20 protein-coding genes are annotated in these 23,992 nt (G+C 36.6%); 16 read left to right on the top strand and 4 right to left on the bottom strand.

Annotated features, from left to right (window positions below):
• The first annotated feature begins 11 nt into the window (after positions 1–11).
• The 16 genes from rsmH to yfbR all read left to right on the top strand — a co-directional run bounded on the left by rsmH (position 12) and on the right by yfbR (position 18,178).
• The gene (gene rsmH / locus GYM74_RS09725) at positions 12–950 is read left to right on the top strand and encodes a 16S rRNA (cytosine(1402)-N(4))-methyltransferase RsmH (protein WP_220219652.1); all 939 of its coding nucleotides are present in this window, start codon (positions 12–14) and stop codon (positions 948–950) included.
• Positions 940–1,302: a cell division protein FtsL gene (gene ftsL, locus GYM74_RS09720; protein WP_220218021.1), complete on the top strand. Its 363-nt coding sequence runs from the start codon at positions 940–942 to the stop codon at positions 1,300–1,302. The genes rsmH and ftsL overlap by 11 nt, the downstream gene beginning before the upstream one ends.
• Positions 1,302–3,074 carry a peptidoglycan glycosyltransferase FtsI gene (gene ftsI, locus GYM74_RS09715; protein ID WP_220218020.1) on the top strand — a complete coding sequence of 591 codons (1,773 nt, stop codon included), beginning with the start codon at positions 1,302–1,304 and terminating at the stop codon, positions 3,072–3,074. Before ftsL ends, ftsI begins: the two co-directional genes overlap by 1 nt.
• 12 nt (positions 3,075–3,086) lie before the next feature.
• Positions 3,087–4,640, top strand: coding sequence for a UDP-N-acetylmuramoyl-L-alanyl-D-glutamate--2,6-diaminopimelate ligase (gene murE / locus GYM74_RS09710; RefSeq protein ID WP_220218019.1), 1,554 nt, complete (start codon positions 3,087–3,089; stop codon positions 4,638–4,640).
• Entirely contained in the window at positions 4,637–5,992 is a 1,356-nt protein-coding gene (gene murF / locus GYM74_RS09705; protein WP_220218018.1) for a UDP-N-acetylmuramoyl-tripeptide--D-alanyl-D-alanine ligase, read from the top strand. Before murE ends, murF begins: the two co-directional genes overlap by 4 nt.
• Before the next feature lie 22 nt (positions 5,993–6,014).
• A complete protein-coding gene (gene mraY, locus GYM74_RS09700) occupies positions 6,015–7,097 on the top strand; it encodes a phospho-N-acetylmuramoyl-pentapeptide-transferase (RefSeq protein WP_220218017.1) in 1,083 nt (360 codons plus the stop codon).
• 24 nt (positions 7,098–7,121) lie between these two features.
• Positions 7,122–8,456: a UDP-N-acetylmuramoyl-L-alanine--D-glutamate ligase gene (gene murD / locus GYM74_RS09695; RefSeq protein ID WP_220218016.1), complete on the top strand. Its 1,335-nt coding sequence runs from the start codon at positions 7,122–7,124 to the stop codon at positions 8,454–8,456.
• Positions 8,453–9,604 (top strand): cell division protein FtsW, encoded by a 1,152-nt coding sequence (gene ftsW / locus GYM74_RS09690; protein ID WP_220218015.1) that lies wholly within the window; start codon positions 8,453–8,455, stop codon positions 9,602–9,604. Before murD ends, ftsW begins: the two co-directional genes overlap by 4 nt.
• Positions 9,604–10,656, top strand: coding sequence for an undecaprenyldiphospho-muramoylpentapeptide beta-N-acetylglucosaminyltransferase (gene murG / locus GYM74_RS09685; protein WP_220218014.1), 1,053 nt, complete (start codon positions 9,604–9,606; stop codon positions 10,654–10,656). The genes ftsW and murG overlap by 1 nt, the downstream gene beginning before the upstream one ends.
• A 169-nt stretch (positions 10,657–10,825) precedes the next feature.
• A complete protein-coding gene (gene murC, locus GYM74_RS09680) occupies positions 10,826–12,274 on the top strand; it encodes a UDP-N-acetylmuramate--L-alanine ligase (RefSeq protein ID WP_366518667.1) in 1,449 nt (482 codons plus the stop codon).
• 2 nt (positions 12,275–12,276) lie between these two features.
• Entirely contained in the window at positions 12,277–13,185 is a 909-nt protein-coding gene (locus GYM74_RS09675; RefSeq protein WP_220218013.1) for a D-alanine--D-alanine ligase, read from the top strand.
• 14 nt (positions 13,186–13,199) lie between these two features.
• Positions 13,200–14,033, top strand: a complete 834-nt coding sequence (locus GYM74_RS09670; RefSeq protein ID WP_220218012.1) for an FtsQ-type POTRA domain-containing protein — start codon at positions 13,200–13,202, stop codon at positions 14,031–14,033.
• Positions 14,034–14,054: 21 nt separating this feature from the next.
• Positions 14,055–15,308: a cell division protein FtsA gene (ftsA, locus tag GYM74_RS09665; protein ID WP_220218011.1), complete on the top strand. Its 1,254-nt coding sequence runs from the start codon at positions 14,055–14,057 to the stop codon at positions 15,306–15,308.
• Positions 15,309–15,400: 92 nt separating this feature from the next.
• On the top strand, positions 15,401–16,528 hold the full coding sequence (ftsZ, locus tag GYM74_RS09660) for a cell division protein FtsZ (protein ID WP_370634068.1): 1,128 nt from the start codon (positions 15,401–15,403) through the stop codon (positions 16,526–16,528).
• A gap of 65 nt (positions 16,529–16,593) precedes the next feature.
• On the top strand, positions 16,594–17,508 hold the full coding sequence (gene lpxC / locus GYM74_RS09655; protein ID WP_220218009.1) for a UDP-3-O-acyl-N-acetylglucosamine deacetylase: 915 nt from the start codon (positions 16,594–16,596) through the stop codon (positions 17,506–17,508).
• 79 nt (positions 17,509–17,587) lie between these two features.
• Positions 17,588–18,178 (top strand): 5'-deoxynucleotidase, encoded by a 591-nt coding sequence (yfbR, locus tag GYM74_RS09650; RefSeq protein ID WP_220218008.1) that lies wholly within the window; start codon positions 17,588–17,590, stop codon positions 18,176–18,178.
• Between the two features lie 111 nt (positions 18,179–18,289).
• Here yfbR and GYM74_RS09645 read toward each other — a convergent pair whose 3' ends face one another.
• From GYM74_RS09645 to GYM74_RS09630, 4 genes are all read right to left on the bottom strand, one after another.
• A complete protein-coding gene (locus GYM74_RS09645; RefSeq protein WP_220218007.1) occupies positions 18,290–18,961 on the bottom strand; it encodes a response regulator in 672 nt (223 codons plus the stop codon).
• Positions 18,939–20,582 (bottom strand): DcuS/MalK family sensor histidine kinase, encoded by a 1,644-nt coding sequence (gene dcuS, locus GYM74_RS09640; protein ID WP_220218006.1) that lies wholly within the window; start codon positions 20,580–20,582, stop codon positions 18,939–18,941. The genes GYM74_RS09645 and dcuS overlap by 23 nt, the downstream gene beginning before the upstream one ends.
• Positions 20,583–20,701: 119 nt before the next feature.
• Complete coding sequence (locus tag GYM74_RS09635; protein ID WP_220218005.1) at positions 20,702–21,859, bottom strand: NADP-dependent malic enzyme; 1,158 nt, start codon at positions 21,857–21,859, stop codon at positions 20,702–20,704.
• Between the two features lie 84 nt (positions 21,860–21,943).
• Positions 21,944–23,239 carry a 2-hydroxycarboxylate transporter family protein gene (locus GYM74_RS09630; protein ID WP_220218004.1) on the bottom strand — a complete coding sequence of 432 codons (1,296 nt, stop codon included), beginning with the start codon at positions 23,237–23,239 and terminating at the stop codon, positions 21,944–21,946.
• Positions 23,240–23,992: the final 753 nt, after the last annotated feature.

Here is a 23,992-nt window from a genome sequence, read left to right as displayed (position 1 = left end):
GTAAAAGCGTGATGAATTATCAACATACAACGGTACTATTAAATGAAGCTGTTTCTGCATTAAATATCAAAGAAAATGGTATTTATGTTGATGGTACTTTCGGTCGTGGTGGGCATTCTCGTCTTATACTCGAAAAACTAGGTAAAAACGGAAAACTTATTGCGATAGATCGTGATGAGCGAGCACAGCAAGAGGCTGAAAAAATAGATGATCCCCGATTTCAATTTATTCGAGGTGAGTTTTCAAATATTTATCAATATCTCGATGATTTAGGATTAATCGGTAAAATAGACGGATTTTTGCTCGATCTTGGTGTCTCATCTCCACAATTAGATGATCCTCAAAGAGGGTTTTCATTTATGCGAGATGGTCCACTTGATATGCGTATGAATAATCATAAAGGCTTAACTGCTAGCGAATGGTTATTAAGAAGTGATGAAGATGATATTGCATGGGTATTGAAAACATTTGGCGAAGAAAAATTTGCCAAGCGTATTGCCCGAGCAATTGTGGAACAAAACAAAGTTACACCAATAACGCGCACATTAGAGTTAGCTAATTTAATTGAGAAAGCAACACCCAAAAAAGATAAGCACAAACACCCTGCTACACGTAGTTTTCAAGCTATTCGTATTTACATTAATAGTGAATTGGAAGAAGTTGAACAAGCATTAGATAGTAGCTTGTCCGTACTTGCCGATAAGGGAAGATTAGCCATAATTAGTTTTCACTCTTTAGAAGATAGAATTGTTAAACAATTTATTAATAAACAGAGTAAAGGGCCAGATATTCCTGCGGGATTACCATTAACTCAACAGCAGATAAAACAATATGGTACTGCTAAGTTAGCTTCACTAGGCAAAATTAAGCCAACTACTGTTGAAATTGATAATAATCCACGTTCACGTAGTGCAATATTGAGGGTAGCTGAAAGAAAACATGAACAGTAATCAAAATAATAGTCATTATGTAGACAACACAAAAAGACCAATTCAAAGTTTATTTGGTTTGATTGTAGGTGATCTTTTTGGTCACCAAAAATTGTCTCTATTATTGCTTATTTTTGTTGTTCTTTCTGCTGGTGCGGTTTTAATCACAACGCAACAAGTGCGTAAACAATTATTTGAAAGAGAGCAGCTTTTATTAGAACAGGATGTGCTAGAAAGCGAGTGGCGAAATTTAGTTATTGAAGAAAATGTTCTTGCAGATCCAAAACGAGTTGAAGATAAAGCGAAAAATCAATTAGGGATGTCTTATGTGACACCTCAAAATGAAACCGTTATTGTGATAAAGAGTAAATGATGAAATCTGTCACTAAACATAAAAAAGATAAGAACTCAGTAAGGACAAATAAACCGAATAAACTAAACAGTAAAAAACAGTTTTTTACACCTAATCGCTTTTATATAGTTTACGGTTTTATCATAGTTGCCATTGTTAGCTTGATTGTTCGAATGGCAATTTTACAGATTATTGAGCCTGAGAAATTAATTTCAGAAGGCAACAAACGTTCAATCCGTCATCAGGAAATGGACGCACCAAGGGCAATGATTACCGATCGTAATGGTCGAGCACTTGCTGTTAGTGTGCCTATGTATGATGTTTGGGCAGATCCAAAAATTGTTGTACAAAAAGGTGGTGTAAAAGCTGATGATATAAGGTGGCAAGGTTTAGCAAAAACATTAAATATACCTATGTCGACGCTTGAAGAGAAGTTAAGCAATCCCTCTATGCGTTTTGTTTATTTGTCTAAGCAAATAACACCGACAATATCGGATTACTTAAAAAAGTTGAAATTACCGGGAATTTCGTTTGCTAAAACATCAAAACGTTATTACCCCGCAGCGCAAAATATTGCTCAGTTAATTGGACTAACCGATATTGATCAAAATGGCACTGAAAAAGGTTCAGAAGGAATCGAAAAAAGCTTTAATAAGTGGTTAACTGGTGAGTCAGGACAACGTGTAGTTAGACGTGACCGACTGGGTCGTGTTATTGAAGAACTACAACGAACAGAAAGTGAAGTAGCTTCTGATTTAACATTAAGTATTGATGAACGATTGCAATCTTTAGTTTATAGCGAGCTTAGCCAAGCAGTTGAATTTAATAAAGCAGATAGTGGAACTGCGGTACTAGTTGATGTGCATACGGGTGAAATATTAGCTATGGCCACAAGCCCGTCTTATAACCCAAATAACCGATCATCAATTGATTATAGCTTACTGAGAAATCGTGCCGTAACAGACGCTTTTGAGCCAGGGTCAACAGTTAAACCTCTTGTTGTTATGGCAGCTTTAGAGAAAAAAATTGCAGATTTAAATACTGTCATTGATACCAGACCTTTTTTAGTTAATCGATATGAAATTAAAGATGTGTCATATCAGAAATCACTTAATCTAGCAGGTATTTTAGAAAAATCGAGTAACGTTGGCGTAAGTAAGTTGGCTTTAAAAATGCAGTCCGGTGACTTAGTCGAATTTTATAGTCGCTTTGGGTTAGGACAACCTACCGAGTTAGGCTTGGGCGGCGAAGTGAGTGGATCAATTGCAGCCGATAGAACGCGTAAATGGGCGGATATTGAACGTGCGACTTTTGCTTTCGGCTATGGATTAAGTGTAACTCCAGTGCAACTAGCCAGAGCTTATGCAACTATTGGCAGTTATGGTATTTATCGACCGGTTTCTATTTTAAAAGTAACGCAACCTGTTGAAGGCAAACGAGTGGTTTCTGAAAAAATTGCTAAAACGGTTGTTCAATTAATGGAAGCCGTAGCTGTAACTGGTGGCGGAACTAAAGCATCAGTGCCCGGCTACAGCGTTGGTGTAAAAACCGGTACAGCGAAAAAATTGTCGGGTGGCAGGTATGTTAATCAATATTTAGCTTATACAGCAGGTATTGCACCTGCTTCAGCACCCAAATACTCTTTGGTGGTAGTGATCGATAACCCAAAAGCCGGACAGTATTATGGCGGCTCAGTTTCCGCTCCAGTATTTAGTCGTATTATGGGCGGCGTACTTAGAACAATGAATGTAAAACCCGATCGCCAAGTCGATGGGCAAATGATTATATATTAATAGGTGGTAGTGATGGCTATAAACACTTTTAAAAATTTACTTAAATTATTGGGTGTAAATCAGAAAATCAAGGTCAATGATTTTCCACTCAATAATTTGAAAATAGATAGTCGCAATGTAAATAAAGATGATGTGTTTATTGCTATTAAAGGTTTCACCGTTGATGGTCGGGATTTTATACCGCAAGCTATTTCAGCCGGAGCAGTAGTTGTTTTAACTGAAACAAATAGAAAGTTGAATGATTTAAAAATCAGTTATATTAAACAAGACAACAAGCCAGTGGTTCCGCAAATTAGTGTTTATCGTCTTGCTCAAAAAGTTTCAACTATTGCTAATGATTATTATCACTCACCATCAAATCACTTATCATTGATTGGCGTGACCGGAACAAATGGCAAAACAACTATCACGCAGTTGATTGCTCAATGTACAGCATTATTAAATGAAAAAGTTGCAATTATGGGCACGATAGGTAATGGTATTTACGATAAACTTGAACCTTCCACTAACACAACTTTATCTGCTGTTGATATTCAATCTTTATTAGCTGATTTTGTAAAAAAAGATGTTACAGTTGCCACTATGGAAATATCTTCCCATGGCTTATCCATGAATAGAGTAAAAGGGTTACACTTTAGTGCGACTGTGTTTAGTAATTTAAGCCGTGATCATCTTGATTATCATAAAACGATGAATAAATATGCTAAGGCGAAATGGTCATTATTCAGTCCGGATGAGAAAGAAAGGCAAGTTATAAGTTCAGGAAAACCGATCATCAATTATGATGATCCGTATGGTAAACGCTGGATTGAAAAACTGTCACAGGTTACCGCTGTATCATGTCAACCTAAGTCATTACGACGATTAAAGGCACTTAATATGGAGTATGTTGGTGTGTCAATGATTGAATATCATGATAAGGGCGCCAAGATTCATATGGAATCGAGCTGGGGCAATGCAGTTATCAATAGTCGATTGTTAGGTGAATTTAATGTATCAAACTTATTATTAGCTGTCGCCACACTTTTAACGCTTAATTACCCATTTTATGCAGTTGTTAATATGGCTTCTTTTCTTAAACCTATCTGTGGGCGAATGGAAGTTATTCATGTTAACAATAGTCCAACAGTGATTGTTGATTACGCCCATACTCCTGATGCACTACAAAAAGCATTGCAAGCCAGCCGTATTCATTGCAAAGGAAATTTATGGGTGATTTTCGGTTGTGGTGGTGACAGAGATACTGGCAAAAGACCGCTGATGGCTCAAGTGGCTGAACAGTTTGCCGATAAGATTGTGCTTACTAATGATAATCCACGTACAGAAGATGAAATGAAAATTATCCACGATATTGAACAAGGTTTTCAAGCTGTTAAAAAAGATGTTCAAGTGATTACTGATAGAGTTCAAGCAATTAAACAAACATTGGCACAAGCGGATGTAAATGATGTGATATTAATTTCCGGTAAAGGACATGAAGATTATCAAATTATTGGTAAAACAAAACACCACTTTTCGGATCAACAAACAGTCAAACAGCTTTTAGGAGTAGAGAATCAAGTATGATTCCTTTAAATATTGAGCAGATTATAACAGTCGTTAATGGCGAAAGTTATGCTATAGAAGATCAAAGCGTTGCTATTGATAGTATATGCACTGATTCGAGAAAGATTGTTGCTAAATCATTATTTATTGCTTTAGTCGGGGAAAATTTTGATGGACATTTATTTGCCGAGCAAGCGATAAAAGCGGGTGCAATAGCTGTTATTGTCAATCATAAAATTGACAGTAATATTCCTCAAATTGTTGTAAAAGATACCCATTGGGCACTTGGCGCTATTGCTACTTATATTCGTCAACAATGCTCAGCTAAAATTGTTGCATTGACAGGATCATCCGGTAAAACTTCGGTTAAAGAGATGACTGCTGCTATTTTACAGTGTTGCGGGCCAACCCTTTATACACAAGGCAACTTTAATAATGATATAGGTGTTCCTTTAACACTATTTCGTTTAACTAAACAAGATCAGTATGCCGTAATTGAATTAGGGGCAAATCATATTGGTGAGATTGCCTATACCACCAAGCTAGTTAAACCTCAAACAGCATTAATTAATAATATTGCTGAAGCACATATTGAAGGTTTTGGTTCTCTTGCTGGTGTAGCAAGCGCTAAAGGCGAGATTTTTTTAGGACTACCAGAAAATGGCATAGCTATTATCAATTTAGATAGTTGCAGTGATAAATGGTTTGATCAGTTAAAAGAGAAAACAGTATGGACTTTTTCATTAAATAATTCATCAGCAAATTTTTATGCTAGCAATATTCAATTTGGTGAAAAGAGTCGGTTTACTTTACATACGCCTCAAGGTGAATGTGAAATTGTTTTACCTTTAGTTGGTAAACATAACATATCCAATGCTATTGCTGCTTCGGCTTTAGCGGTTTCTGTCGGGGCGAGCTTTTCTCAAATTAAGCAAGGTTTACAAACATTGCAACCGGTTAAAGGGCGGTTATACCCAATAAGATTAAAACAAAATCAACTAATTTGGGATGACTCTTATAATGCCAATGTTGGTTCGATGTCAGCAGCCATTGATGTTTTATCTACTCAACCAGGATTTAAAGTGTTAGTAGTTGGTGATATGGCTGAGCTTGGCAATGATGCAGCTAAATATCATCAACAAATTGGTGAATTGGCACAACGTCAAAAAATTGATTGTGTTGTGAGTGTCGGGCAGTTAAGTCAATATATTAGTGATTACAGTGGTGTTGGTCACCATTTTACCCACAAACAAGATGCTGTGAAATATCTGTTAACACTGTTACATCAACATTCCACTTTAACTATGTTAGTTAAAGGTTCTCGTAGTGCCAAAATGGAAGATGTGATAGAACAAATTAAAAATGAACAATAAAATATAAGTCAGGATTAAAACTATGTTGGTTTGGATTTCAGAATATTTAATTAAATATTTTTCCTTTTTTAATGTGCTCTCTTATTTAACAGTTAGAGCAATATTAGGGTTATTAACCTCATTAACCATTTCATTAATCTTTGGGCAAAAAGTTATTGATTGGTTGCAAAAATTACAAATCGGTCAAGTCATTCGTCATGACGGGCCTGAATCTCATTTAAGTAAAAAAGGCACACCAACCATGGGTGGAACGCTTATTTTAGCGTCAATTACATTATCCGTTTTTTTATGGGCAGATCTTCGTAATCCTTATGTTTGGGTAACGCTATTTGTTTTAATCGGTTATGGAATTATTGGATTTGCTGATGATTACTTAAAAGTGATTCGTAAAAATACTGACGGCTTGATTGCTCGTTGGAAATATTTTTGGCAATCGCTAATTGCATTAATTGTTGCTTTTGGACTTTATGCTTATGGTAAAGATACTTCAGTGACAGTACTGGTTGTGCCATTTTTTAAAGATGTGATGCCACAGTTAGGATTATGGTACATCTTATTAGCTTACGTGGTAATAGTTGGGGCTGGCAATGCTGTTAATTTAACTGACGGACTCGATGGGCTAGCCATTATGCCAACAGTTTTTGTTGCAGCCGGTTTTGCTTTGGTTTCATGGGCGACGGGTAATGTCAATTTTGCAGCCTATTTACATATACCTTATATCAAATTTAGTGGCGAATTAATGATTGTTTGTACAGCTATTATTGGTGCTGGATTAGGTTTTTTATGGTTTAACACTTACCCTGCAATGGTTTTCATGGGTGATGTTGGTTCATTAGCATTAGGTGGCGTGTTTGGTATTATTGCGGTTTTACTGCGTCAAGAATTTTTATTATTCATCATGGGTGGAATTTTTGTTATTGAAACCGTATCGGTGATTTTGCAAGTTGGTTCGTTTAAATTACGTGGTAAACGAATATTTAGAATGGCGCCAATTCATCATCATTATGAATTAAAAGGCTGGCCGGAGCCTCGAGTTATTGTCCGTTTCTGGATTATTTCGTTAATGCTGGTACTAATTGGTTTATTAACCTTAAAACTACGTTAGTAAAAACAAGAGTAGGATTGAATCATGGTGAGTTATCAGGGTAAAAATATTGTTATTATTGGATTAGGTATCACAGGGCTTTCTTGTGTTAATTATTTCCTTGCTCAAAATGTTATTCCAAAAGTAATTGATACTCGATTATCACCATCCGGTTTAGATCAACTAGATGAGCGTGTTATTTATCACTTAGGCGATTTAAATGTCGATTGGTTATATGAAGCTGATTTAATTATTGCCAGTCCCGGAATGGCTTTATCTACTCCAGAATTACAACTAGCTGCCGAAAAGGGAATTGAGATAGTCGGTGATATTGAACTTTTTTGCCGGGAAGTGAATCTTCAAACCAATAAAAAAATTGTGGCAATCACCGGCGCTAATGGTAAAACTACTGTCACTACATTAGTTGGCGATATTATCAAATCTGCAGGTATTAAAGTTGGAGTCGGTGGAAATATTGGTCAACCAGCTCTAACATTGTTACAGCAAAATTGTGATATATATGTGCTTGAACTATCGAGCTTTCAATTAGAAACCACTTATAGTTTGCATGCAACTGTTGCAACAATATTAAATATTACCGAAGATCATATGGATCGTTATCCGCAAGGATTGATGCAATATACACAAGCAAAACAACGTATTTATCAAAATGCAAAATATTGTGTCATTAACGCTGATGATAAACTAACTGTGCCTACGGTGAATCATCATCAATGTGTTTCTTTTGGGTTAATTCATGGCGATTACCACTTAGATAGTCAGTATCAACATTTAATTGCTCAACAATGTCCGGTGTTATCAACTAAGGATATGAAATTAATCGGTTGCCATAACTATCTTAATGCATTGGCTGCTTTAGCAATCAGCGATAAATTAAATATTCCTCGCACTTCAAGCTTGGCAACAATAGCTTCATTTCAAGGTTTACCGCATCGCTTTGAACAGGTATTTGAAGACAATGGTGTTATCTGGATCAACGACTCTAAGGCGACGAATGTCGGTAGTACTGAAGCCGCATTAAAAAGCGTTGTGTGTCATGGTAAGCTTTTCTTGCTCTTGGGTGGGGATGGAAAAGCGGCTGATTTTTCTCCATTAATTCCATACTTACAAAATAGAAATATTGAAATTTTCTGTTTTGGACGAGATCACAATTTATTAGCTAAATTATTGCCGGATAACACGACAGTTACCGAGACAATGGCTCAAGCGATAAAAATTATTGCTCAAAAAGTAGAAAAAAATGATGTGGTATTACTGTCGCCTGCTTGTGCGAGCTTAGATCAATTCAAAAACTATATTGATCGCGGAAATCAATTTACTCAACTTGCTAAGCAGTACGGTCACAGGAGTGGAAAATGACACTGTTTGCCATCAAAAAACAAGTTAATCCGAATATACCTTTTGATAACCAATTACTCTGGACGGTAATTGGCTTAATGATATTTGGGTTAATTATGGTGACTTCTTCGTCTATGTCATTTAGTGAAAGTAACCCTTTCTTTTATACGCAACGTGAACTTATTCAGCTGGGTATATCGCTGTTTTTAATGTTCATTACGCTCTATATCCCAATGCAACGCTGGCAACAATTTGGCTCAATACTATTAATTATCGCCATTATTATGTTAGTAATGGTGTTGGGGATTGGATCATCGATTAATGGTGCTTCTCGTTGGATTCCGCTTGGCGTTTTTAATTTTCAGCCAGCAGAACTTGCTAAGTTATCATTATTTATATTTTTAGCCAGTTATTTAACTCGAAAATCAGATGAAGTGCAAAATAGATTTTGGGGCTTTTTTAAACCAATGGTGGTTATGGCCGTCCTTTCTATTTTGTTATTAAAACAACCCGATTTGGGCACCGTTATTGTGTTATTTATGGTCACAATTGGTATTTTATTTATTGCTGGTGCACAATTATGGCAATTTATTGCGATATTATTAACAGGTGTTGGCGCCGTAATTTGCCTTATATTATATGAATCCTACCGTTTAACACGATTATTAACGTTTCTTGATCCATGGCAAGATGCAACCGGATCGGGGTATCAGCTTGTAGCTTCTTTAATGGCGATAGGTAGTGGCGGAATAAATGGCCAAGGCATGGGCAATTCTATCCTAAAATTAGGTTATTTGCCGGAATGCCATACAGATTTCATATTTTCAATTATCTCTGAAGAATACGGATATATCGGCGTAGTAGCGTTATTGTCATTATTATTTTTATTGACATTCAAAGCGCTAGCTATTGGTTACCGCGCACTCAATGAAGGTTCTCAATTTTCCGGTTATTTAGCTTGTGAAATTGGAATATGGTTTGGTTTCCAAACTTTTGTCAATGTCGGTGTGACATCTGGCATGTTACCCACTAAGGGGCTAACACTACCATTTATTAGTTATGGTGGTTCTAGTCTTATTGTAATGAGTATTGCGGTCGCAATCTTATTGCGAATCGATTTTGAATTTAGACAACAACAAGCGCAAGCAAGAATAAGGTCAATAAAATAATGAAAAAGTTATTAGTTATGGCTGGGGGTACCGGCGGTCATGTTTTTCCAGGAATTGCAGTTGCGCATTATTTAATGAAGCAGGGCTGGCAAGTCAGGTGGTTAGGTACCGCTGACAGAATGGAAGCACAACTCGTGCCTGAAAATGGTATTGATATTGATTTTATAGAAATTTCAGGCCTGCGTGGCAAAGGGATAATGGCATTATTAAAAGCGCCGTACAAAATATCAAAAGCGGTTTTTCAAGCTAGAAAAATTTTAAAAGCTTATAAACCCGACGTTGTGCTAGGAATGGGCGGGTATGTATCTGGACCCGGCGGTATAGCCGCTAAAACGTTAGGTATACCAGTTGTTTTACACGAACAAAATGGGATAGCTGGTTTAACGAATAAATCGCTCGCTAAAATTGCAACTAAGGTTTTACAAGCTTTCCCAACGGCGTTTGCTAATGCACAAGTCGTTGGTAACCCGGTGCGTCGTGATTTATTAACCGTTGCAGAGCCAACAGAAAGATTTAAACAGCGACAAGGTCCTATACGTGTATTAGTTATGGGTGGTAGTCAAGGTGCAAAAGTAATTAATGATGTTGTACCTCAAGTGATAACGAAATTGTCCGATAAATATATAGTCTGGCATCAAACCGGTAAAGGGATGCTTGATGAGGTCATTAAAGCTTATCAACATTGTGATATGACGAATAATAAAGTTACCGAGTTTATTACTGATGTGAAAGAGGCTTATAGTTGGGCAGACATTGTGATATGTCGTAGTGGTGCTTTAACGGTAAGTGAAATTGAAGCAGTGGGTATTGGTGCGATTTTTGTGCCATTTATGCATAAAGATCGCCAACAATTTTGGAATGCAAAATCGTTAGCCGATATTGGTGCAGCTAAAATAATAGAACAACCCGATTTTAATGTAGAGTCACTACTTAATTTACTTGCAAATTTGACTAGAGAAGATTTGCTTGAAATGGCGGTTAAAGCTAAAAGTTTGGCTGTCCTGGATTCCACAGAAAAAGTGGCGGAAACACTGGTATCAGTGGTAAAATAGTTAGTTTTATATCCAATTTTGTGTAATAATCTTGTCAAAAGATTTCAAGTTTAGTATATGTTTGAGTCAATAATAAATTGAGTTATCTCAAATAATAATTCTATAAATGCAAAATCGATTATATTAGATGAAAACTTCAGGCAAAAATAGACGAATTAGGGGTTAGATTGTGAATACAAAGGAATTAGCTGAATTAAGAGCAATTATTCCAGAAATGAAACGAGTCAAACATATCCATTTTGTCGGTATCGGTGGAGCCGGCATGGGGGGTATTGCTGAAGTTCTTGCTAATGAAGGGTATCAAATAAGTGGGTCTGACATCGCTCAAAATGCCGTAACAGAACATTTAGAAACTTTAGGTGCAAAAATCATTATAGGACATGCAGCGGAAAATGTACTTAATTCAAGTGTGGTTGTGATATCTTCGGCTATATCACAAGATAATATTGAAGTCATCGCTGCGCGTGAGGCACGTATTCCTGTCATTCAACGTGCTGAAATGTTAGCTGAGCTAATGCGTTTTCGCTATGGTATTGCTATTGCAGGTACACATGGTAAAACCACAACAACCGCAATGGTTACCGCCATTTATGCGGAAGCTAAACTTGATCCAACTTTTGTAAACGGTGGATTAGTAAAAGCGGCTGGAACGCATGCGAAATTAGGTACAAGCCGTTACTTTATTGCTGAAGCTGATGAGAGTGATGCTTCATTTTTGCATTTGCAACCAATGGTCTCAATTGTTACAAATATTGAACCAGACCATATGGATACTTACCAAGGTAGTGTTGAGAATCTTAAACAGACCTTTATTTCGTTTTTGCGTAATCTTCCTTTTTATGGTCTGGCAATTATGTGCTACGACGATCCGATTAATCGGGAATTATTGCCGGTAGTTGGACGTAAGATTATTACTTATGGGTTTAGCGAAGAAGCTGATGTTGTTATCAAAAATTACCGTCAAGAACGTGGGGTTAGTTATTACACGGTATGTCGTCCGGATCGTGATGATCTGCAAATTGAATTAAATGCTCCGGGTAAACATAATGCATTAAATTCTGCGGCTGCTATTATTGCCGCCACTGAAGATGGGATTGATGATCAATCAATTATCAACGCATTAGCAAAATTTGCCGGAACAAGTCGACGTTTCGATTTGATAGGCCATTTTCCACATGCTAATGGCAAAGATATTATGATGGTTGATGATTATGGACATCACCCAAGTGAAGTGAATGCTACGATTCAAGCAGCCAGAAATGGTTGGGCAGACCGCCGTTTGGTAATGATATTTCAGCCGCACCGATATACACGTACTCGAGACTTATTTGATGATTTTGCGCAAGTGCTTTCACAAGTCGATGCGCTGGTTATGTTAGATGTGTATTCAGCTGGTGAACAACCAATTGCTGGTGCAGATAGCCGATCATTATGCCGTTCGATTCGTAATCGAGGTAAAGTTGATCCTATTTATGTTTCTGACTTAGATCTGCTACCGGAAATAATGCAAGAAATATTACAAGGTGGCGATTTATTAATTACACAAGGTGCTGGTAGTGTTGGTCGAATTGCTCGCCAATTAGCCAACTCTCAATTATTTGCAAAAGAGGTTTTATAAAAATGGTTGATAAAGTTGCTGTATTGTATGGTGGAACCTCTGCTGAGCGAGAAGTATCGCTCAAATCGGGTAAGGCTGTATTAGCAGGATTATTAGCAAATGGTATTGATGCACATCTTATTGATACTAAAGATCACCCTATAACTAGCTTAAAAGATGAAGGATATACTAAAGCCTTTATTATTTTACATGGTCGTGGTGGAGAAGATGGAATTGCACAAGCCATTTTAACTTATCAAAAAATACCTTATACTGGAAGCGATGTTTTATCTTCAGCGCTTACAATGGATAAATTAAAAACAAAATTAGTCTGGAAAGCGTTAGGCTTGCCAGTAGCTAATTATGTCATGGTAGACAAGTCTCAATCTATAGATGTCAATGCTATTGTTAAACAACTTAATTTACCGCTATTTGTAAAACCAAGTCATGAAGGGTCAAGCGTTGGCATGACTCGTGTAAATGAAGTATCTGAATTAAAAGCTGCCATCGAGGTTGCTTTTCAATACGATGATGTTGTCATGGTTGAATCATTTCTAGCCGGTCCGGAATTTACTGTAGCAATAGTTGGTGAAGAAGTTTTACCTTCTATTTACATTAAGCCTGCTACAAATTTTTATGATTATGATGCAAAGTATTTATCTGACTCAACCCAATATTTTTGCCCAAGTGGTTTAACTGAAGATAAAGAGCGTGAAATACGCCAATTAGCACTTGAAGCCTATAAAGCTGTAGGCTGTCGAGGCTGGGGTCGAGTAGATATTATGTTCGATCAAAACGAAAAACCTTATTTACTTGAGGTCAATACTGCTCCGGGCATGACAGATCACAGTCTGGTACCAATGGCTGCAAAACAGCACGGTTGGTCTTTCAGTGAGCTTGTTAATCGTATTCTAAATTTGGCAACAATATAATTGGCTAAATCTTTATGAAACAAGTCAGACAAGCAGCGCATCGACGAGAAAGTAGAAATAGACGGCGGTTGCTTGTTTTTCGTAATACAGAACAGTTGATAGGTTTTTTGTTCTTTATTATGATTATATTTATCAGTACTTGGGTCGTACATAGTTTTAAAAATTGGATGGACGACCCTGAACAAATGGTTTTGTCCCAGTTAACACTAAGTGGTGAACATACTTATACAACCGAAGATGATTTAAGAGAGGCAATTTTAGGATTAGGATTACCCAATACCTATATTGGGCAAGATGTTGATGATATCCAGCAAGAAGTCATGCGATTTCCATGGGTAAAACAAGTAAGTGTTCGTAAACAATGGCCAGATAGATTAGTTGTTTACATCGAAGAGTACAAACCTGCTTTTTATTGGAATGACTTATTTTTATTAGATAAAAGTGGCAATGTGTTTAGTGTGCCACTAGATAGAATAGGTGAATTGCCATTACCAAGGATTTATGGGCCTGAAGGTAAGGCTAAGTCAATGCTTGAAACATATTATAGTTTAGAAAATCTTTCTAAGAAATTAGCTAATAATCAGTTAGCATTACAAATCACTGCTGCAATATCAGATGAACGTAATGCATGGCAACTGATGGTAAAACAATGTATAGCCGGTTTATGTTTAGAAAATCAGGATATTAAATTAATGCTAGGAAGCGAACATATTGAAGAACGTTATAACCGATTTATTAAATTATTCCCTGAAATTCAATCTAGAATACCGGTAGACGAAAAAATCACGGTGGCTGATTTACGTTATGAAAATGGTATATCAGTGCAAAGAGAAAAACTAGCGCAGTAAGGAATAAATAAAGGCTGAAGTATGAAAGCAACAGAAAAAAAATTGGTTGTCGGACTAGAAGTTGGTACATCCAAAGTTCTTGCCCTTGTTGGTGAAGTTCTTCCTGATGGTATTGTCAATATTATCGGCGTAGGTCATTGCCCATCAAAAGGTGTGGATAAAGGTGGTGTAAACGATCTTGAATCTGTGGTCAAGTCAATTCAACGCGCAATTGACCAAGCCGAGCTTATGGCTGATTGTCAAATATCTTCTGTTTATTTAAGCCTATCGGGTAAACATATTCGTTGCCAAAACGAAATTGGCATGGTGCCAATTGCTGACGAAGAAGTGACGGCTGAAGATGTCGACAATGTCGTGCATACTGCTAAATCGGTCAGAATTCTTGATGAACATCGGATATTACATGTAATAGCCCAAGAGTATTCAATCGACCTGCAAGAAGGAATTAAAAATCCAATTGGTCTTTCAGGCGTGCGGATGAAAGCAAAAGTTCACTTGATCACCTGTCATAATGATATGGCAAGAAACATTGTTAAGGCGGTTGAGCGTTGTGGACTAAAAGTTGATCAGCTCATATTTTCTGGACTGGCATCGAGTTATGCTGTATTGACCGACGATGAAAAAGAGCTAGGTGTATGTGTTATTGATATTGGTGGCGGTACAATGGATGTTACTGTCTATACTGGTGGCGCATTACGCCATTCGGTGGTTATTCCTTACGCTGGCAATGTTGTTACGAGTGATATCGCTTACGCATTTGGCGCACCGCCAATGGATGCGGAAAATATCAAAATTCGTTATGGTTGTGCTGTTGGTTCATTGGTCGGCAAAGATGAAGTTATCGATGTGCCAAGTGTTGGTGGACGACCTTCACGTTCATTACAAAGACAAACATTAGCAGATGTGATTGAGCCTCGTTATTCTGAGTTGCTTTCACTTGTGCAAAAAGAGTTACTTGTTTTGCAAGATGAACTGAAAAAACAAAATGTTAAATATCAATTGGCAGCAGGGATTGTTTTAACCGGTGGAGCAGCACAAATTAAAGGAATGGTTGAGTGTGCTGAAAAAGTTTTTCAAAATCAAGTTCGTATTGGGCAACCATTAAATATATCTGGTTTAACCGATTATGTACAAAAGCCTTATTGTTCAACAACAGTTGGGTTATTGCATTACGGAAAACAAAGTTTATTAAGTGATGATGCTAAAGATAGTCATAAATCATCATTAAAAGGGATAGCTAAACGATTGACCGGTTGGTTTAAAAAAGAATTTTAGCTAATATATTTAAGAACTTCGTGGACATTGTAGACCGTTATCTGTACAATGTTATTAGATCGTAAATTTGGAGATAAGTTATGTTTGAGCCTATGGTTGCAGATGATGAACCAGCAGCAGTCATTAAAGTTATTGGTGTCGGTGGTGGCGGCGGTAATGCTGTCGAGCATATGATTGCTGAGCATATTGAGGGTGTTGAGTTTTTTGCGGCAAATACTGATGCACAAGCATTGAAAAGAATAAAGGTAGGTCAAACTATCCAAATTGGTACTAATGTTACTAAAGGGCTTGGTGCAGGTGCTAATCCGGAAGTTGGTCGAAACTCTGCAGAAGAAGATCGTGAAGTCATTCGTAATGCGATTGAAGGTGCCGATATGGTTTTTATTGCAGCGGGTATGGGCGGTGGTACCGGAACCGGTGCAGCTCCAGTTGTCGCTGAAATTGCTAAAGAACTCGGTATCTTAACTGTTGCAGTCGTTACTAAACCTTTTGGTTTTGAAGGTAAAAAACGTATGGCTTTTGCTGAACAAGGTATCGCTGAATTAGCAAAACATGTTGACTCATTAATTACGATTCCAAATGATAAATTATTAAAAGTATTAGGTCGTGGTGTTAAACTGCTTGATGCTTTTGCTGCCGCTAACGGCGTATTAAAAGGTGCTGTACAAGGGATTGCCGAGCTTATTACTAAACCTGGTCATATCAATGTTGACTTTGCTGACGTAAGAACAGTGATGTCTGAAATGGGTTATGCTATGATGGGATCTGGTCGTGCAAGCGGTGATAACCGAGCCGAAGAAGCAGCTGAAATGGCTATTTCAAGCCCGTTACTTGAAGATATTGATTTATCTGGTGCACGTGGTGTTTTAGTCAATGTCACCGCTGGCTTAGATTTAGGTTTAGAAGAGTTCGAAACCGTTGGTAGTACAGTGAGAGCGTTTGCATCTGATAATGCAACTGTGGTTGTGGGTACAACTTTTGACCCTGACATGTCTGATGAGATTCGTGTTACTGTTGTTGCTACAGGTATTGGCATGGATAAACGTCCGGAAGCAAAAATCTCTAAGCCAATGGCTCATAATTCATTATTTACCCAAAGTAATACACTTGGGCAACAAGAAGAAAAATTAGCGAAAGTGGTTAATGAACCCGCTGTTTCTCCTCTTGAAGAACACAAAATTTTAGATATCCCTGCTTTCATCCGTAAGCAGGCTAATTAGTATTGAACTTATTTGGTTTTTTATTGTCAAATATCAATAGAAACAAATAAAAGAGTAGGTGCAAAGTGAAACAAAGAACCTTAAAAAAGACGATTCAAGCAACTGGTGTAGGTTTACATACCGGTAAAAAAGTTACTTTGACATTACGTCCTGCACCAGAAAATACAGGCGTTATCTATCGTCGTACAGATTTAAATCCGTATGTCGATTTTCCGGTTGATGCTAAATCAGTGCGTGATACTATGCTTTGTACTTGTTTAGTTAACGAAGATAATGTGCGTATTTCTACTGTTGAGCATATCAATTCGGCATTAGCTGGACTTGGTATTGATAATATTATTATCGAAGTTGATGCGCCAGAAATTCCAATTATGGATGGTAGCGCAAGCCCTTTTGTTTATTTGTTGTTAGATGCAGGCATTACTGAACAAAATGCACTGAAAAAATTCTTACGAGTTAAACAAACTGTACGAGTTGAGAACGGCGACAAATGGGCAGAAGTTAGACCATATAGTGGATTTAGATTAGATTTTACCATTGATTTTCATCATCCTGCTATCGATAGCAGTTCACAACGTTATCAATTGGATTTTTCATCTGAATCTTTTATTCGCCAAATTAGTCGCGCAAGAACGTTCGGTTTTATGCGTGATATCGAAGCATTGCAATCAAAAGGCTTATGCCTTGGTGGTAGCTTAGATTGTGCGATTGTAGTTGATGACTATAAAGTTTTAAATGAAGACGGTTTACGTTTTGAAGACGAGTTTGTACGTCATAAAATGCTTGATACTATTGGTGATTTATATATGAGTGGTCATAACATGATCGGTGAAGTGGTTTGTTATAAATCTGGTCATGCTTTGAATAATCAGTTATTACAGGCGTTATTAGCAAAACAAGAAGCTTGGGAATATGTTACTTTTACAGAAGATCAACCTGTTCCATTAGCATTAGGTACACAACAACTTGTTTTAGCCTAAATCAAATATAACGTTGATAACAATATAAACGCTTCCATTTGGGGGCGTTTTTTATTTTTAACCGCATGAGATAATTATTATGAATAATAGCCATTTTTTTGCTCATCTTTCACGATTAAAATTGATTAGCCGTTGGCCATTAATGCGAAATGTTCGTACTGAAAATGTTTCTGAGCATAGCCTTCAAGTCGCTTTTGTGGCACACGCATTAGCAATTATCAAAAATAAACGATTTAATGGCAAAGTCAATCCTGAGCGCATAGCATTGCTTGCTATGTATCATGATGCATCAGAGGTGTTAACCGGTGATTTACCGACACCCACTAAATATTACAATCCGCAAATCACAACTGAATATAAAAAGATTGAAAAAATTGCCCAACATAAACTTATCGATATGTTGCCACAAGAGTTACAAGACGACTTTAGAACGTTGATTGATGATGATTATTATGACGAGTCAGAGAAAAGTATTGTCAAGCAAGCTGATGCCTTATGTGCTTATTTAAAGACTATAGAAGAGCTTAGCGCTGGTAACAATGAATTTCGATTAGCCGAACAAAGATTGAAAAAAACATTATCAGAACGAAATAGCCCGGAAATGGACTACTTTTTGGAAGTATTTGTACCTAGTTTTAGCCTGTCATTAGACGAAATAAGTATGGAATAAATATGCCATTAAATAAGCGATTTTACCCACGAGTTAATTCAATTGTCATTGATTGAATCACTGATTATTATCATTGAATTCGTTCATAGGCAAATTGACAACATAAATACTTTATTTTTGATAAATATAACATTTAACCGGTCGGCCTATTGATAAGTAAGTTAAATGGCTTTCCAGTTCGCCAAGATCTTCCAAATAATCAAGATATTTTTTCAATGATATACGAGATAATGGGATTAATTCGACAATATCGCTCATTGAAAATTCTTTATTATATTCGATGATTACTTCCCGCACTTTTTTCAATGTCTGTCTATCAATCCCTTTGGGTAGACTTTTATTTTGGCTAACGGGTTTGGCAAAAATGCGATCATCTAACTGATCTTGATTTAATATTTTGCTTGAGGACAATAACCGTATCCGTTCTTGATAAGAAATAAGTGCTGTTCTGAGCCTGCCAAATGTGAATGGTTTTACGATATAATCAATCACGCCCAGACGTAAAGCTGCTTGAATATCATTGGTATTACAAGCGGCTGTTACCATAATAATATCAATTTTAGGGTAACTAATACGAATATGTTGTAATAGCTCAAGCCCGTTTAATTTGGGCATAAATACATCAAGCAAGATTAAGTCAACATGATTATCATGAATAAAATGTAAAGCTTGTTCACCATTAACCACATTAGCAACTAAATTAAAACCCGGTACCATATGCAAATACTTTTTATTTAATTCTGCCACCATTGGGTCATCTTCAACAATCAGTACGTCTACCATGACAGTTTTTTCCTCTATAAAGCTGTTTAAGTGGTAATGATACTTTAAAACACGTTCCTTTTTTATTAATTTGATCACATAATTGAATATGACCATTAAGCTCATCAATACTAGCTACAACTAAGTAGAGACCAATCCCTCGATTGTCTCCTTTGGTTGAAAAACCTTTTTTGAAGATATGCTGCATATCTTTTTCGCTAATGCCTTCTCCATTATCATTGACTTCAAAGATAAACGCTTCTTCATTAATCGATAAATTTACTTGAATCAGTTTATTATCTAAAAATTGGACTGCATCTAAGCCATTATCGATAAGGTTACCAAAAATAGTCACCAGACTATGGGTAACTTGAGAATCGGGAATCGGTGCTAAGATCCCACTCACATTAAAAGATAATGACACACCTAATTCACGTGCTCGACTAAATTTACTATTAAGAAAACCCGCCACGATCGGATCTTTAATTGCTTGGCTGATGATATTCGATTCAGCTTGTTTGTTACCAATTATCTCTTCAAGATAATCGATAAGTTCCTGTTTATTATTGTTAAATGCCAGTCCGTAAATTACATGTAATTTGTTATTGAATTCATGCGACTGTGAACGTAAAGCATCAGCATAACGATTGACGCCGGTAAGGTTTTCTGCCAGTGATCGAACTTCTGTCATATCTCTGAATGAGGCAATTGCCCCAACTAACGAATCGTTAACAAATAAAGGAGTACGATTAGTTAAAATTACAACCCCATTAATATTTTGTTCACAATCATATTCGGCTATGCCGGTCATCATAACTTCGTATAAACGGGTATTAGGGATCACATCAGCAATTTGTTGACCAATAATATTTTCTTTTTTACCTTCAATACGTAATATTCTTCTTGCCTCATTATTTATTTGAGTGATACAACCTTCTCGGTTAATTACAACAATTCCTTCTTTGACCGTTCTGATAATTGCATCTCTTTCTTCAAAAAGTTGAGCCATTTCTAACGGTTCAAGTCCATACAATATCTTTTTTATGTTACGGGATAATAATGAGGCTAATAAAATCGCAATGGCTAATGATGCAATAAGTGACAGCCATATAGGCTGACTTGTTCTGGCTACTAAATGATTAATTTTTTGCAGTGTTTGCCCAACTAAAACCGCTCCAATTTGTTGTTGTTGCTTATTATAAATAGGGCTAAATGCACGTATCGCATCACCTAACGTACCTTTGGCTATTGAAGTATAAGACTCGCCTTGTAACGCTCTTTGCTCGTCCCCGCCAACAATAAGTTGACCGATTTTATCTTTATTGGGATGAGAATATCGAATGCCTTGCATATTAAAAATAACGATATAATCTACTTGAGCAAATGTTCTGGCTTGCTCGGTATAGTTCTGAATAAATTCAAGATTATTGGCCGTCGGATTTTGTAAATTTTCAATAATGCTATCTGATGTAGAGATGATAGTGGCTATATTTTCGGTGCGCTGGCGAGAAAGGTTTAAGTATTCATCGTTAACAACATGAATAATATAAATATTCTGTGCAATAACTGATAATATAAAAACCAAACAAATTAAACTGATTAATTTGACTTTAAGCGATAACCGATTAAAAAAGTAGTTCATATTACAAACTCAAGACGAAATCCTTATGCATACTAATATAAACAGATTGATAAGAAAACCTACTAATAATTTGTTTTTATCAGTAGGTTTTTTTCAAGTTCAATTAAGGTCGGTAATGATTAGTCTACCGCTGCGTTTCTAACACTTTCGGCAACCACTTTGGCAACGTTAGGTTCAAATGCGTTAGGTAATATGCAGTTTTCGGATAATTTGTCTTGAGTAACAATATTGGCCAACCCTTTAGCAGCTGCTAGTTGCATAGCTAAAGTGATGTTTTTTGCTCTGGCATCTAAAGCTCCTCTGAAAATACCCGGGAAAGCTAACACATTATTGATTTGATTTGGATAATCGCTCCTTCCGGTGCCCACCACAAAAGCGCCTGCTGCTTTGGCTTCCTCAGGGAATATTTCTGGTGTTGGATTAGCCATGGCAAAAACTATCGATTTTTCTGCCATAGTTGATACCCATTCCGGTTTTAATACACCCGGCGCAGAGACACCAATAAACACATCGGCACCTTTAATGGCATCTTGTAAAGTGCCTTTTTGTTTTGAATGGTTGGTTCGACGAGCCATAGCCAAATGGTGTGGCGGTAACGATGCATCATCCTCCGATAAAATACCGATTTTATCGACAATTTTTAAATCGGTAACGCCTGCCGCCAAAAGCATATCAGCTATTGCTAAACCGGCTGCGCCACCTCCATTTATCACAATTTTTGCTGATTCAATCGTTTTCCCTGCAACTTTAAGTGCATTATGCAATGCCGCTAAAACTACAATTGCAGTGCCATGTTGATCATCATGAAAAACAGGGATATCTAGAATTTCCTGCAATCTTTTTTCTATTTCAAAACAACGTGGCGCACTAATATCTTCAAGATTGATGCCGCCAAAGGACGGGGCCAGCGCCGCAATATGGCTTACAAGTTCATCTGGGTCTTGAGTATTAAGCGATAATGGGATTGCATCAACATTGGCAAACTGTTTAAATAATATTGCTTTTCCTTCCATAACCGGAATTGCTGCTTCAGGCCCAATATTACCCAATCCTAATACCGCTGAGCCGTCAGTAATTACAGCAACTAAATTACGTTTGCTGGTATATTCATACACAGATTCGGGATTTTTAGCAATTTCGGTACACACCGCTGCAACGCCTGGGGTGTAAGCGACACTAAGATCTGACATTGAATTAACCGGTACTTTTGAGTGAACTTCAAACTTCCCGTGCATTTGTTTACTAATTGCTAACGCTTTTTCTTGAACTGTTGTCATGATTCTTCCCTTCTAATTACACTTAATAAATCCTAATCAAACTTAGAATATTTTACATTTAATCTACATTGTTAAATTTTGCTATTACATATGTAGGTATCTTAATAGCGCGGTAGTACAAATCACCATTAACGCTCCACCTAACCTTGTTGCAACCTGTGCAAAAGGCATTAAGTTCATTCGATTTGCGGTTGAAAGTATTGCTACATCACCTGTTCCGCCCATGCCGCTTTGGCAAGACGAAATAATAGAGGCTTCAACCGGATGCATTTTTAAGAAGAAGCTACAGACAAAACCAGTCATAGAAACGGTAAATACAACCGAGATAATGGTAATAAAATATGGGATGGTTAGTACTTTAACTACACTTGCTAGATCAATATATAACAAGCCTAATCCCGCCATTAATGGAAAGGTAAAGTTGCCTGAGATAAATTTGTACCATTGCTGGCTACCGCGCTCAACGCTTTGTGGTAATAAGCGAAAATATTTCACCACAGCCGTTGCAATAATCATTAACACTGGCCCCGGAAAGTGAGTGATTTTTTCTAAAATCATACCAAAAATAAATAGTGTAGCTAAAATCATAACAGCCCCACTCATTGCCCGAGCATCCAATGGTGTTTTGTCTTCTTTTAGGGCATCAGCTAGCCCGTCAAATTCGATTTTGACCAATTGACCTTGACCACTCAAATGAGGTTTAACTTCACCAATTCGGCTGATAATAGCGGTGAAGGTGATAGCAAAAAAGTTACCCACAACAGTTGCTGGTATTAATGCACTGACAAATGAATCATAATCTTGGTTTAAAATATTACTATAGGCATTAGAAAGTTGTAATACACCTTCACCAATTCCACCAGCCATAACCGGTGATACCGTATAGAAAAAAGCATGTTCCCACGTATCGCCAAACGCTACTGCGACTGACACCCCAACTAATGCTGCCAAGCACATGCCGAGCAACATTGGGATCATCATGCGAATAAAACCTTGTATCAAAATAACGCGATGCATGCCAAGAATACTGCCACAAACTAAACTTGCAATATAAAACAACAGAAAATTAGATTCCTTCATTAGCATTTTAGTTGCTGCTAAGGTATTGTCATCAAATACGCCATAATAGACTAATAAAGAGGGCACAATTAACGATAATATTGCAGGTGCACCAAATTTTTTGAAAAAAGGAATATTTTGTCCTAAGGTACCTAGGCACCAACCGAGTGGTAAAATCACCGCGAAACCACCAATTAATGTTCTTGGTAGCATATCTAATTGTGCGGCGATGATAACGATAATTGAACAAACGATAAAAATAGGTAGGGGTAATGATCCGATGTAGATTTTGTTTTCTTTTAACTGTTGCATCATGCTCATAGCTAAACCTCTTGTAAGATAGTTTTTTATAGTACAAATCTAGTATAGTTAAGGAACAAGAAATCAGAAGATTAAGAAAGTTAACTAACTAGTTTTGTAATTAATGTAAGTTAGTTTAAATAATTAGCAGCAGTAACAGTCATTAAAGTGGGTTTAATAAGTGTATAAAATTTAAATTAAATCAGAAAAATATTTAATTAGCCTGATTATTAGATGCAAAAGGAAAAGAGCAATAAGCTATATTTATATTGACAGTGCCAACTTGTTTTATCATAAGAGTGGCATAGGTGTTCGATTAATTTTATTACATGGTAATGGGGAAGATTATCCAATTTCTTAAAAAAAGATAAACATCAGAAACGAGAACGCATATTAGTCCATAATTTATACTGAAACGATTTTTTATAGCATGCAGTAAAGCAATGCAGAAAGAAATTATAAAAATAAGAAAGTTAGTATAATTAGTTAAGTAATTAAATTAAGTGTCTTATTAATTTTATGATTGATTTATCGAGACTTTTAAGTTTTAGCTATCTTTAAAATGGAAGAAATTAGTAATGACTAATGTAATAGAAAAGAAAGAGTGTTATAAGCATTTTAATTAAAAAATGGATTGATGCCTAATTTTGCCTATTTATCATTTAAAAACCATGCACCGCAAAATTTTAAATCAAATGTCCGACAGTTTTGCTTTTTTGTCCTGCAGATAATGAGTAATTAGGGAAGATGTAAAAATAGTTAAAAGTTTAGTTC

The organism is Gilliamella sp. ESL0405, assembly GCF_019469205.1.
GTDB lineage: Bacteria > Pseudomonadota > Gammaproteobacteria > Enterobacterales > Orbaceae > Gilliamella.
Note: the sequence above shows the minus strand (reverse complement) of the source record. Positions and strands in the feature narration are given on the sequence as shown.